11 protein-coding genes, 1 tRNA gene and 1 pseudogene are annotated in these 11762 nt (G+C 60.1%); 4 read left to right on the forward strand and 9 right to left on the reverse strand.

Translation table 11 applies throughout. The annotated features are described in order from the left end of the window. Positions 1 to 310: 310 nt before the first annotated feature. Positions 311 to 832 carry a hypothetical protein gene (locus tag ACAX43_RS29325; RefSeq protein ID WP_370711842.1) on the forward strand — a complete coding sequence of 174 codons (522 nt, stop codon included), beginning with the start codon at positions 311 to 313 and terminating at the stop codon, positions 830 to 832. A gap of 12 nt (positions 833 to 844) precedes the next feature. Beyond that, positions 845 to 3052 (forward strand): DotA/TraY family protein, encoded by a 2208-nt coding sequence (locus ACAX43_RS29330; RefSeq protein WP_370711843.1) that lies wholly within the window; start codon positions 845 to 847, stop codon positions 3050 to 3052. A gap of 46 nt (positions 3053 to 3098) precedes the next feature. On the opposite strand, the gene ACAX43_RS29335 is transcribed toward ACAX43_RS29330, so the two are convergent. Together ACAX43_RS29335 and ACAX43_RS29340 are read right to left on the reverse strand one after the other, a co-directional pair. Then, positions 3099 to 3389 carry a hypothetical protein gene (locus ACAX43_RS29335; protein ID WP_370711844.1) on the reverse strand — a complete coding sequence of 97 codons (291 nt, stop codon included), beginning with the start codon at positions 3387 to 3389 and terminating at the stop codon, positions 3099 to 3101. Then, positions 3373 to 3606, reverse strand: coding sequence for a hypothetical protein (locus ACAX43_RS29340; RefSeq protein ID WP_370711845.1), 234 nt, complete (start codon positions 3604 to 3606; stop codon positions 3373 to 3375). The genes ACAX43_RS29335 and ACAX43_RS29340 overlap by 17 nt, the downstream gene beginning before the upstream one ends. A 223-nt stretch (positions 3607 to 3829) precedes the next feature. Here ACAX43_RS29340 and ACAX43_RS29345 point away from each other — a divergent pair. Next, positions 3830 to 3973: pseudogene (locus ACAX43_RS29345) on the forward strand (transcriptional regulator); the annotation flags it as partial. Positions 3974 to 4596: 623 nt separating this feature from the next. On the opposite strand, the gene ACAX43_RS29350 reads toward ACAX43_RS29345, so the two are convergent. The 7 genes from ACAX43_RS29350 to ACAX43_RS29380 form a co-directional block, all read right to left on the reverse strand. Beyond that, positions 4597 to 4812, reverse strand: coding sequence for a hypothetical protein (locus tag ACAX43_RS29350; protein WP_370711846.1), 216 nt, complete (start codon positions 4810 to 4812; stop codon positions 4597 to 4599). A 1156-nt stretch (positions 4813 to 5968) separates the two neighbouring features. After that, positions 5969 to 7030 (reverse strand): plasmid replication initiator TrfA, encoded by a 1062-nt coding sequence (trfA, locus tag ACAX43_RS29355; protein ID WP_370711847.1) that lies wholly within the window; start codon positions 7028 to 7030, stop codon positions 5969 to 5971. An 833-nt stretch (positions 7031 to 7863) separates the two neighbouring features. Then, a tRNA-Ala gene (locus ACAX43_RS29360) sits at positions 7864 to 7939 on the reverse strand. A gap of 64 nt (positions 7940 to 8003) precedes the next feature. Further along, positions 8004 to 8354: a c-type cytochrome gene (locus ACAX43_RS29365; RefSeq protein ID WP_370711848.1), complete on the reverse strand. Its 351-nt coding sequence runs from the start codon at positions 8352 to 8354 to the stop codon at positions 8004 to 8006. Then, positions 8351 to 9142 carry a BON domain-containing protein gene (locus tag ACAX43_RS29370; RefSeq protein WP_370711849.1) on the reverse strand — a complete coding sequence of 264 codons (792 nt, stop codon included), beginning with the start codon at positions 9140 to 9142 and terminating at the stop codon, positions 8351 to 8353. The genes ACAX43_RS29365 and ACAX43_RS29370 overlap by 4 nt, the downstream gene beginning before the upstream one ends. Before the next feature lie 26 nt (positions 9143 to 9168). Continuing rightward, positions 9169 to 9756 (reverse strand): phosphoheptose isomerase, encoded by a 588-nt coding sequence (locus ACAX43_RS29375; protein ID WP_370711850.1) that lies wholly within the window; start codon positions 9754 to 9756, stop codon positions 9169 to 9171. 281 nt (positions 9757 to 10037) lie between these two features. After that, positions 10038 to 10538 carry a YraN family protein gene (locus tag ACAX43_RS29380; RefSeq protein WP_370711877.1) on the reverse strand — a complete coding sequence of 167 codons (501 nt, stop codon included), beginning with the start codon at positions 10536 to 10538 and terminating at the stop codon, positions 10038 to 10040. A 127-nt stretch (positions 10539 to 10665) separates the two neighbouring features. Here ACAX43_RS29380 and rsmI point away from each other — a divergent pair, with 127 nt between their 5' ends. Further along, entirely contained in the window at positions 10666 to 11544 is an 879-nt protein-coding gene (rsmI, locus tag ACAX43_RS29385) for a 16S rRNA (cytidine(1402)-2'-O)-methyltransferase (protein WP_370711851.1), read from the forward strand. Positions 11545 to 11762 lie beyond the last annotated feature (218 nt).

Raw genomic sequence — 11762 nt, forward strand, 5'->3', positions numbered from 1 at the left:
GAAGGTGGCTCCATGAAACGTCTCAACCACTTTATGTATGTAATCGCGGCTATCCCCCTCGTCGTGCGACGTCGCCGCGCACGCGGGGGACTCACTCACAACCAGTTCAAAGACGCTTGCCTCATCACGCAAATCTGCGGCCTCGTGCATTGCTTTTTACTCGCCTCCGTGTGGTGGGCCCGCAACCATCATAACGAAACGAACTGGCTCGGTGTTGGCCTAGCAGTAGCGTGGGTTGTTTTTTTCTGGTGGTTCCTCTTGAAACAGGCCTACACAAAGCTCGAAAACGCAGTCGAGAAGGAGATTCACGATGAGCAACGAATCGAAGAAAGCCGGCATCGGCCGCCGTGTCGCACGCGCGAGCTTGTACATCATCCCCGGCTATCCGATCTTCCGGGCCTTCAAGTCCGCGAAAGACGCGATGGGAACCGGCGCAAAGACAGTGCGCGACCTGACTGATGAAATCGACCGGCAAAAGCCGACAAGCCGCCATGTCAGAAGCTATCGCGAAGCGCTCGCACTCCGGTCGGCCGACGCACTTCCGCTGAAGCGGATCGCGCAAGACTGCCTCAACAAGAAACGCGTGTGCCTCGTCTTCGTCACGCTATGCGGCTTGTATGTCATTTGGGGGGTGTTCGGCGGGGACATTTTCGCCGTGGTGAACGGCATGCTCGGCCTCTGTCTGCCGATGCTGTTTGCGGTCAAGTACGAGCATCGCCTATGGCAGATGGAAACAGGTCCGCAGCGGCCCGACGAGCCGCTCGGCAACTACGGCGACTTCTTCCGAGCGCAAGGTGCATTGATACGCCTGTTCAATCCTCGCCTCTTCTAGCCAGGTGTGTCGATGAAAAATCTCAAGCAACTCCAGCGGGGAGCGTTAGCAACCGCGTTTCTTATGGTGGCGGCAACATCGTTTGCGCAGCAGCAGTCCGTATCGATCGGCGATATCCAGAACGCGGCGAACCGAAGTGGTGACAAGTCTATGTCCCTGCTCCAACTGGTGTTCGGGCCAGCAGTACACAACCCGCTCGCTGCCGGCAGCGGAGCGGGCGGCATGGTCGCGCAAATGTTTCTCGTGCTGAACTCGTGCGTGCTCGCAGTGGGCGTGATTTGGGCGATGTATCACTTTAGTGCTGCGCTTGTCGCGACCGGGCAGGACGGCGAATTCATGGGGCAAAAAAAGTCATCGCCATGGTTCATCATCCGCACCAGCGTTGGGTTCTCATCTCTCGTACCGGTGTTCGGTGGCTTCAGCGGCGTGCAGATGGTGATGCTGTGGGGAACCATGCTCGGTGTCGGCATCGCCAATCTCACGCTGGATGCCGCCGTGAACGTGCTCAACACGGGTGGCTCGATGATCGCGACGCCGGCAGCGCCGCAGGCTACGACGCTTGCAAAAGCCCTGTTCGAAGCGAACCTGTGTGCTCAGTCGGCCAACACGGCGATCGACAACATGCCGAACGATAGCGGCGTGTCCGTAGATCCAGCCGAGAAGTTCAACCCGATCGCGACAAGCACCAAGATCGTCCTGATGAATCAGCGCGGCCTTTCGTGCGGCGGGGCAGAAATCAACCTTGCACCGCCGCCGTCGATGCCGGAATACGATGGCATGGTCGTCTATTCGGCCGATCCGAACGCGGCCTACTCACAAATGCTCAGCGCACATCAAAACGCGCTGACCACGATGCAGTCCATCTTGTTAGCCGCAGCTCAGGCTTACGTGTCTGCGGTGAACGGGCAATCGCTGCCGGCCGATCCCGAGAACACCATCAACATGGCGGCATTGCAATATCAGTCTTCGATTACGCAAGCGATCTCGAACTCATCAAGCGCGATCAATGGACTGGCGAGCGTCATCCAGTCGAACCTGCAACGGGACGGCTGGATCATGATGGGCGCTTGGTATCAGACCTTCGCACAAGCCAATACGCAGGTCAGCAACCTGGCGGACGCGACGGCTGCCGCAGTGCCCGGCACGGGTGTCGACAACATACCGTATCCGCAGCTATACCGTAAGGTGAGCACTGTTTATAGCCAACAGCTTCAACAGGACGCATCGGTTGCTACAACGCAGGACGCATTGGACAACCTTTCGACGGGTATAACCGGCGCTGATCCGAAGACCATCATCGGGAAGATCTTCAATGGGCAGGGGCTGGTGAAGTGGGTCGTTAGCTGGAACTCGGGACAAGGGCCGGGTGCCAGCACCAATCCGCTGATCGGTATGAAAAACCTTGGTGATCGCATACTCGATGCGGGGTGGGTAGCACTCGGTGGATACGCTGGTGTCGAGGCCGCCTTGGGCGCGAAAGACACCCTGATTGGTAAGGCGGCAGAGGTCGCCACGGGCGGGATCTCGGGACTGGTTGGTGGCATGGGCAGCGGCGTGATGAAGGCACTCGGCCCGTTCATCGTCATGCTGGTTATTACGCTGTTTTTCTTCGGCGCAATGCTGTCGATCTACATACCGATGCTACCGTTCATGGTCTGGTTCGGAGGCATTGTCGGCTGGTTTGCCGTTGTGTGTGAAAGCATGGTGGCATCGCCGTTGTGGGGGTTCGCGCACCTTGATGGCGACGGCGAAGGCATGGGCCAGCGCACAACGCACGGCTATATCTTCCTGCTCAATGTGACGTTCAGGCCCGTGTTCATGATGTTGGGCTTTGTGTTTGGCGGGGCCGGTGTTGCCGCTCTCGGCACGCTGCTCAATTCGATGTTCGGCGTCGCCCTTCAGAACGCGCAGTACGATTCGACAACCGGGCTGGTCAGCATCATCGGATTCATCGTCCTGTACGTGAGCATGTGCCTGTCGCTCGTGAACGGCGCTTTCTCACTTATCCACGTGATTCCCGATCAGGTGTTTGCGTGGATCGGCGGGCAGATGGCCGGACGCGTGGGACAAGATCTGCACGACAAGACCAATCAAAATTTCGGCGCGGGGGTCAGTCAAGGAGCGAACGTTGCTCGCAGCCAAGGGCCTGCGATGCTGGGGAGCGGTGGCGCTCCGACCGACTCCAGAGACGCGGGTCGCATCTCCCGCGAAAAAATGTAGCAAAACTCCCGTCCATCCGACGGGCGTTTCTTTGTGAAGTGGGGGGCTACGCGACGCGACGGCCTGATGCTACGACAGCGTCGAAATCCTTGTCATAGATCCGCTGGCGATTCTGTTGCACCATCAGGTAATTCGATGGAGCAACTTTTGCCAGTTCTCTCAGGGCCGCGTCCTTCAACGCCTTGTTGCCCGCAAGGTTCGCATTTGCCGCCAACAACTGTTGCTCAAGATTTTTCGCGTAGGTCTTCCAGTCTGCTGCGTTCCGCTCGGCAGCGAAAGCTCTGCCAAGCGCGGCTCCGTTATCGCTCATTCTTGTGCCCTCATTGCCTGAGTCCATTATTTTTCAATATATCGGGAGCCGCCTGACCCTCGCAAGAGTCTTTTTCGCGACCTTGGTCGTCCTCACCGCCAACAATTTGGCCAGTCCGGCGGTCAAGGTAGACCGGCTTGATGCCCTTGGTTTCCAGTTCGCGTACTGCCTCTGCGACGGATGCGTTGGCTCGCTGCAAAAATTCAGGGCTGGTCATGTAGCGGCCTAGTTTGTCGGCTGGCATGGCGTATTCTCCTATTATTACAAGCATACGCCGACTGCCCGGACCCTCGAGAGTGTTGATTTCGCCTGCTGCACCGCACAGGCGCGACCAATTAACCTCACGGTTGCCGCGCAGGCCGAAGGACATCCTGTCCATGTCGTCACAATCACTTGGCATAACACCCGTCTCTTGCGACTGTGGCAGGGGCCGCGACACTCGGTACATACGACGCCTCGGGGCAGAAATGGACATTCGACCGCTGCACACTGAAGATGACTATCGTGCAGCGCTGGCGGAAGTGTCGGCGCTGGTCGATCAGGACCCGGAACCCGGCACGCCGGAAGGCGACAGACTGGAGATATTGGCCATCATCATTGAGCATTACGAGGACTCGATAGAGACGGCGCACCTGCTGCGCTCTCCGGCTGACGCTGCGCATCTGGCGCGTTCGATTGCGCAATTGCGCGCGGGCGGCCGTGTTTTCAGCGCACCGCCCACACTTGACGAAGCCAACGCCGACCGTGCAGCTCGCGATAATCCAAACTTGTCGGTCGGTTGGGCACTCAGCCCCCGCTACACTGGCAGTCGTCACCCATACAGCGACGGTCATCCTATGAGCACCAAGGCATCAATCAAAATTCACCACGGCGAGGGCGGCGAGCCGTCCTGGCATCTTTATGCGGAAGCGTTCGAAAAGGACGATGTGGTCTATCTCGAACTGGAAGGCGTGCTGGCCGACGTAGTAATGATCGACAGCGCATGGGCAAAGGCGGGCACGGTGCTACTGCGCCTGCCAACTACCACGGCCAAGCAGCTTGGGCTCCTGTCGCCCGGCGATCCGGCATAACACGTGTTATCGGTCGATGTTCTCTGAAGCTAGCTGCATCAACCGCACCAGCTTTGCCCGCTCCGCTTCCACCGGCAAATGGTTAACGTGAACGCATAAGGCCCGCCATCGACGGGCCTTATTGTCATTGCGCAAGAGTTTCATTGTTTGCCTCGACGTGCGGGCTATGCCCCGTTTCCGCTAACGAACTCACGACAGGTGGCAGCATCCGATTCGAACTCGGGGCCGCGCTTGTCCAACGCTTCGGCCCAACGTCGCACCTCCTCCTTGTCGGGAATCATCCTGGAGGGGCACTCCCATAGGAAGAACGCCAAGAAGGAATCCAGATCCGCCTTCGTGCCGTTGATGACCTTGTCCAGGTACACGTCAGGATGTGACATTTTAAGTTTCCGTATTTCGCGGTTGAGGCGAGGCTGATTCGCCTGCCCTGTAGATACAGCATACGCCCACCGCTCGCCCTCTCGAAAGCTCCGGATTTCCGCCACCGCACCGCGCAGGTGCGACCAAATAACCTCATCAAGCGGCCCATCGCATGCCCCTCGAAGCACTCGCCCCCGCGCGATCCGCCGCAGAGGTCTGACTCACGACTACGTACAACGTCATATTTATAACGATCGGAAGCTGCAATCAGACATAAGCGTTGTTATGTCAGGGTGACTTCGTTGAAAGGGCCAAGCGCTCAATGGGTGCGTGGAACATGTTTGCCCCTGACCGCCGTAAAGCCTTTTGCGACGGGCGTTTGGGGAAATTTCGAATTCTTCCGTGGAACATTTGACGGCAGCCTACGGCCCTGCGTTTTCGCAAGGATGCCGAGGTTATTTGGTCGCGGGCCGCCCAGAAGACGACATCTCGGTACCTGTGATAGCTTGACCAGTCGAACCGTCGATTCGCGCGGCAGTGGTCGTTCCGCGCCCGCCCGTGGACGGGAGCACTGCCCACACCGCAAGGGCGTGGACAGCGCCGGCTTGGTAGCCGGCGTCCTGCATCCGCCCACCGGCTCCCCGCGAGCGTTGCCTTCGGCCTGACGCGCCGCGATGCGGCTTGCCTTAGTGATAAGGTCTGCCGACCATAGACCCCTCCCTGCAAGCCCAAGCCGTTGATCGACCATTCGGCATCGCGAGTGCCACGAGCCCGGATTGAGGCGCACGGGCACCGCCGCCCGCAGGGCGGTGGGAGAGCGCCGACCGGCCTTCAGGGCCGGGCAATCCGGCTGGGCAGTTGCTGACCGGCGGTGTTTTACCAGGGCTGATCACGCGCCGCAGGCGCGCACTTGTTCTTTTCCACGGCGGGACGAAGTAAGCCGAGGCGAAATTCTCTGCTGAGTTCTCCATAGCTTTTCCACAACGTGGGGACGGTTTACGGTTAAAGAGAGGTTAGTAAACGGTTAGGGGTTGCCGAAACTGACCGCTTAGCCCCGTCCAGAAGGGACTCGAAGAAATCATATGCCGGCCAAAGGTCATATTCCGGCCGGTCAAAGGTCACGTTCCAGTCGGTCAAAGGTCATAGCCGGCCGGCCAAAGGTCATACTTCGGTCGGTCAAAGGTCATGCAGTCGCTCGACCTTCACAAGACCGTCCGGACCGAGAGAAAAGTCTTTCAAAAACTTCACCCGCTCGAGTTCATTCAGGGCGGCTCGGACAAGTTCGCGCAGATGCTTCTGCGTCGTAGTTGTAAGCCCCGCCCCTGCCTTGATGGTCCCCACCTTGATCGGGAACGGCACTTCATGGCTCGCAAAGTAGCCATGTAGCCATGTTGCGAGTCCAGGCGGTAGATCGAGCCGCTGCGCCCACTCAACTCGGGTGAAATAGCCCTTTCCGCCGTACAGGTCGACCAGTTGCGGGGCCAATTGCACCCTGTACTGCTTGAGTGCGACACCGGTACGGGCGTCGCGCCACTCGAATGCAGGGATCATCGACATCGCCCTGCCGTCTTCCGCGCCTTTCTCGTTGCTACCGCCGAGGCGCTTTACTATCACCTGCAACGATGTGGCTTGCATACGCGTCAGGCAATCACGCAAACGTGTATAGCTTTGGCTTTTGACTGGCCATCCGATGGCCAAGAGAAAAGAGCGTGCGGTGAACCGCACGCTTTCGCCAAGCGGCTGGGACTTGGCGAGCTGAATCAGCTGAAGCCAGACCGTCTCATCATCCTGTCGTAGCTCCTCACCCGTGTATGTGATCCGGCCGTCACCGATGACGTAGATGTCTCGCTCTTTCAGATACTCGCGTTTCCTACATTTGTTGCGTGCGTTGAAGAGAGCCGATCGGAAAACTTCATTCGGCAGCGCACGGAACTTCGCGGGCCAGAAAGGAAGCGACATCTGTTGGTTGGCTACGCTCTCCGCTATAGCCGCGTCCAGCTTTGCTCGCTGCGCAGACTGCTTGGCTTGTTGCGCAACCGACCGCTGTACGATCTCCGGCGAATGCGCGAAGATGGTGTCGGCCGCAGATTTCATTGAACCAGCCACCTCTTGCTCGCGACACGTCGAGCGGTCGATAACGGCGCGCGTATGCACGTCATGCATCGGTTGACGATGCGAAAGACGCGGGTGAACACCCCCGGCAACTAGCGGCAAAGTCTGCTCATCCGAGGAGCTCATCTGCCCTCCCGCGCCGCTGCCAAACGTTCGAACTGCTGTCGTTTCGTCGGTCGCCCGATTCGCCGCGATTGCTGAGACTCGGTTATCGGATCCGCCTTTCGCGTAGCGTTGCGGAAATTGGGCACGACTACGCTAACAGCGACCGCTGGTTGGACGTGCAGGTCAATCCAATCGAGAACGTCCTGCTTGCGCCAAAACAACTTCCGTTGACCGGGCAATCGGACGATTGGCGGCAGGCGATCGAAGCGCTTCGCGGCAATGTCTGCGTAGACGGTCGCAGGCTTTCTGTGGATGAGAGGGCATAGCTGACCTAGCGTCAGCAACTCGATGGGAAAATCTGTTGGCATGGGCGAACTCCGGCGGCCCACAAGCAATATGTGCATGTGAGCTACCGAACGTGCGCACCAGCCAATGGCCCAGACGCCGCAGCGTTGTACCAAGAGGCGGGCCGAATGGCCCTCAGTGGCCCCTTCGCCATGTCCTGCAGCGCTCTGTCTTGCGCTGCGCCGACGCCGTTCGTAATCGGTCGGTTGACATGTCGTTAACCGCGCGCGGAGGGTGCTTATCCACACGGGCCCTGATCGGTGTGATCAAGTCAAAGGTCGAGTGCTCTGGATTGTGTATGGTCTGCGTAGATCAGTCAACAGACTGATGCTCCCGCGAGCGGAAGCGGAACTGAACCACAAAGGCCGCATCAGCCGATTCGACAAGGGATTCGCGCGGGACAAGTTTGGGACACCAACAGACCAAAAACGACCCAAAATGACCGCGATTGATATAGGCAGGATGCAATAAAAAACCGGCCCAAGTGGCCGGTTTCAAAGGAAATTCCTTGGTGGAGAGGAGGAGGATCGAACTCCCGACCTTCGCATTGCGAACGCGACGCTCTCCCAGCTGAGCTACCCCCCCAACGTGCAAACAATTCTAGCACAAGGATTTTTCGTTTTGCCAAACCTCTCGGGACAGCAAAACATCACTTGGATGGCGCGCCAGCCAGCACCCAATCCACCACCGCGTGAATGTCCGCATCGCTCATCGATTGATGCGCGGGCATCGGAATCATCCCCCAGACGCCGGAGCCGCCCTCTTTCACCTTGCGCGACAATTTTGCCGGCGCCTGGACATCACCCTTGTACTTCGCGGATATCTGCTGGAAAGACGGCCCGACCAGTTTGCGGTCGACCGCGTGACATCCCATGCAGGCATTCGCGTTTGCGACCGTCTGACCACGCGGCGTATCAGCCGCACATGCCGAAGATGCGAAAACACCGGCCACCACGCTAACAGTCAATGCACAGGCAACGAAAGAAACGCCCCACTTCATGGCGTCGCCTTCGGATTACCCGGATGCACCGCGTTCGAATTGCTGACCGGTGCCGGCGCCTGCTGATCGAGCGGTCGCGAACTCACCGACGAATCGGGAATCGCCCCGACCGTCGGGGCGCTCGCGTCCGGCTGCGAAGCAACTGCCGGCGCAGTCGCCGCCGCAGCGGCTGCTGCTGCCGCTTCCTGCGGCTGGATGTACTGGAACACTTTCACGACCTGCGTCACACCCGGCACACGGCTCGCGACATCGGCGCCGCGATTGCCTTCGTCCATCGTGACAAGACCCATCAGATACAGCGAGCCACGCTCGGCCACCACCTTGAAGTTGTTCGCCGAAATGTTCTTCTCGGCAATCAGTGCGGTCTTCACGCGCGTTTCAAGGTACGTGTCGTTCGTACGCGACGAGAATGAACTGGCCGGCATAATCGCCAGTTCGTTGACGATCGTATTCACATTGTTCAGCCCGCGCACGATCGACTCGGCCCGTTGCTTCGACACGTCGCCCGGCACTTCGCCGGTCAGCAGCACGCGACGGTTGAACACCGTGACGTTGACGTGCGCGGCGTCCGGCAAATTCTGGTTGATCTGCGACAGCGCCTTCACCTGCAACTCGCGGTCTTCGGTTTGCGCGCCGAGCGTGCGCCGGTCGGTCGCCACCAGCGCGCTGCCGCCCGCCACGCCGGCAACGGCGAGAAAACACCCCTGCAACGTCGCGGACAAGCCCGCCGCGAACCCGACCACCAGCACGGTTCTCACCAGTGTCTTCTTGACGCGGAATACGCTCATCAACTAGCTCTCCTTCAGAATTATTCTCAGTCTTCGCCCAGCAACATGGCATCTATGCCGTCGCACAGACAATGGATGGTAAGCAAATGCACTTCCTGAATCCGCGCGGTGCGCTCGGACGGCACGCACACGTGGATATCGGTATCGCTCAATACTTCCTGCATGCGGCCGCCGCCCTTGCCGGTTAGCGCGACCACGATCATTTCGCGCTCGTGCGCGGCTTCGATCGCGGCCAGTACATTGGCGGAATTGCCGGACGTGGTGATTGCCAGCAGCACATCGCCTGATTGGCCAAGCGCCCAGACCTGTTTCGAGAAAATCTGCTCGAACGAGTAGTCGTTGGCAATGGCGGTGAGCACGGAGGTGTCGGTGGTCAGCGCGATCGCCGGCAAGCCCGGGCGTTCGCGCTCGAAGCGGCCGATCAGTTCGGCGGCGAAATGTTGCGCGTCGGCCGCCGAGCCGCCGTTACCGCACGCAAGAATGCGATTGCCGTTGGCCAGCGCGCCGAACATCGTGTCGATCGCAGCGGCGATCGGCATCGACAACGTTTCGAGGGCTTCGAGTTTGACTGCCGCGCTGTCGCGGAAGTGTTGTTGAATGCGTTCGACTGACATCGAGTCTCTATCTTCTACCGCGAATGGACCGCAGTGCGCGGCCGTGTTGTGAAGTCGTATTGCGAAGTCGTGCTGCCCCGCTGAACCATGCCGACATGCAGTGCGTACGCGCAAATACATCGCGAAATGCGCTGTTTCCTCGCTGCTTCCTCGCTGCTTCCTCGCTGCTTCCTCGCTGTTTCCTCGCTGTTTCCTCGCTGTTTCCTGTATGCCGGCGTCGTCGACTGGCCCGCACGCGAGCGCAAGTTTATCGCACTCACGTGCGTTCTCCGCGCCCAGCGTCAGACTTCGTCGGCACGAAATGCATCTCGCAGCCAGATGAGCCGGCCGGCTTCGAATGCAATCACATCGAAACGGCACGCGGGCTCATCGTGCGAACACCTGCTGCGAGTTGCCAGATAATGCCGCGCGGCACGCACGATCCGTTGCCGCTTGTGCCGCCCGATACTCGCCGCCGCACCGCCATAACGCTGCTGCGCACGCGCACGAACTTCGACGAACACCAGCGCGCCGTCACGGTCGCGCATCACCAGATCGAGCTCGCCGCCACGGCACAGCACATTACGCGCGACGAACCGCAAACGCTGCCGCTGCAAAAATTCCATCGCACGCGCCTCGAAAGCCGCGCCGACGAGTTTGGACCCTCCGGGTCTCAAAAAGTTGTGCGGGTTGGATGCGCTTACCCGGGCGCTCGCCGATTCGCTCACCCGGGCGCCTGCCGGCGTGCCGGTCGGCACGCTTGCCCGAGCGTTTACCCCTGCGCTCGCCTTTGCACGCTTCAGCATCTTCGCCGATGCACTCTCCGGCGCCGAGTTCGCAGCATGCCGCGCCGGCCCCTCACCCACCGGCTCGCGCACCGCTGCGTGGCACAATGGCGGCCTCGTTCTGTCTGTCTGCGTCTTCTGCCTCATGACTCCTCTCTCCGAACTCGCGCAAGGGCAGCAGTACCCTACTGCCGCGCTGTATGTGGTGGCCACGCCGATCGGCAACATCGCCGACGTCACGCTGCGTGCGTTGCATGTGCTCGGACTGGTGGACCGCATCGCCGCTGAAGACACGCGAAACACGGGTCAGTTGCTCGCGCGTTATGGCATCTCAAAGCCGCTCGTGGCGGTTCATCAGCACAACGAGCGGGCCGCGGCACTGCGCCTGATCGAACATCTGCAAGCGGGCGAACGCGTGGCCTACGTATCCGATGCGGGTACACCCGGCATCTCGGACCCCGGAGCGAAACTCGTCGACGCGGTGCGTGAAGCCGGTTTTCCGGTGATTCCGCTGCCCGGCGCAAGCGCGCTCACCACCACGTTGAGCGCGGCCGGCGACTGGGTCGCGACGTTCTCGTTCCTCGGCTTCCTGCCGCCGAAGGCAAAAGCCCGCGCCGCGACACTGCAGCCGCTCGTGAGCCATCCGCATGCGATGGTGTTCTACGAAGCGCCGCACCGGATTGTCGAAACAGTGCAAGCATTGGCCGATGCGTTCGGCGGCGAGCGCAAGCTGCTGATCGCACGGGAATTGACAAAGTTACATGAAGCGCTGCACCGCGGCACCCTGGCCGAAGGGCCAACGTGGCTCGCCGCCGATCCGAACCGCCAACGCGGTGAGTTCGTGCTGGTGGTGGAAGGCGCGCAGCCGGAAGCCGCGGGCGAACACGACCACGACGCGCTGCTGGGCATCCTGCTGGAAGAGTTGACGGTGAGCAGCGCCGCTAAAATTGCGGCGACCATCACCGGAGCGTCGCGCAACGCGCTGTACACGCGCGCGTTGGCGCTAAAGAAAGACGAGGAATAAAGCGGGGGAGTAAAAGAAAGGGCAGCCCGTTTTGGCTGCATTTCGAGGTCGCGCGACAGGTCTTTTCGGCCCAACAAGACAGAAAAGCCCCTGTAAGTGATCAACAGGGGCTATTTGACGAATCAGATGGGCTGTTTCAACAGGCTAAGCGACCGGCTTGGCTCGACGCGGCCCGTTGTCTTCTGGCGAACACGGCACACGTTGCCGCCGTGCAGCGT

This window comes from Paraburkholderia sp. IW21 (assembly GCF_041321145.1).
Classification (GTDB): domain Bacteria; phylum Pseudomonadota; class Gammaproteobacteria; order Burkholderiales; family Burkholderiaceae; genus Paraburkholderia.

Coding starts and splice junctions, on each gene's coding strand:
- ACAX43_RS29340 (WP_370711845.1), bottom strand. CDS start 3,606: ATGCCAGCCGACAAACTAGGCCGCTACATGACCAGCCCTGAATTTTTG.
- ACAX43_RS29375 (WP_370711850.1), bottom strand. CDS start 9,756: ATGTCAGTCGAACGCATTCAACAACACTTCCGCGACAGCGCGGCAGTC.
- ACAX43_RS29335 (WP_370711844.1), bottom strand. CDS start 3,389: ATGGACTCAGGCAATGAGGGCACAAGAATGAGCGATAACGGAGCCGCG.
- rsmI (WP_370711851.1), top strand. CDS start 10,666: ATGACTCCTCTCTCCGAACTCGCGCAAGGGCAGCAGTACCCTACTGCC.
- ACAX43_RS29330 (WP_370711843.1), top strand. CDS start 845: ATGAAAAATCTCAAGCAACTCCAGCGGGGAGCGTTAGCAACCGCGTTT.
- ACAX43_RS29370 (WP_370711849.1), bottom strand. CDS start 9,142: ATGAGCGTATTCCGCGTCAAGAAGACACTGGTGAGAACCGTGCTGGTG.
- ACAX43_RS29365 (WP_370711848.1), bottom strand. CDS start 8,354: ATGAAGTGGGGCGTTTCTTTCGTTGCCTGTGCATTGACTGTTAGCGTG.
- ACAX43_RS29350 (WP_370711846.1), bottom strand. CDS start 4,812: ATGTCACATCCTGACGTGTACCTGGACAAGGTCATCAACGGCACGAAG.
- trfA (WP_370711847.1), bottom strand. CDS start 7,030: ATGAGCTCCTCGGATGAGCAGACTTTGCCGCTAGTTGCCGGGGGTGTT.
- ACAX43_RS29325 (WP_370711842.1), top strand. CDS start 311: ATGAGCAACGAATCGAAGAAAGCCGGCATCGGCCGCCGTGTCGCACGC.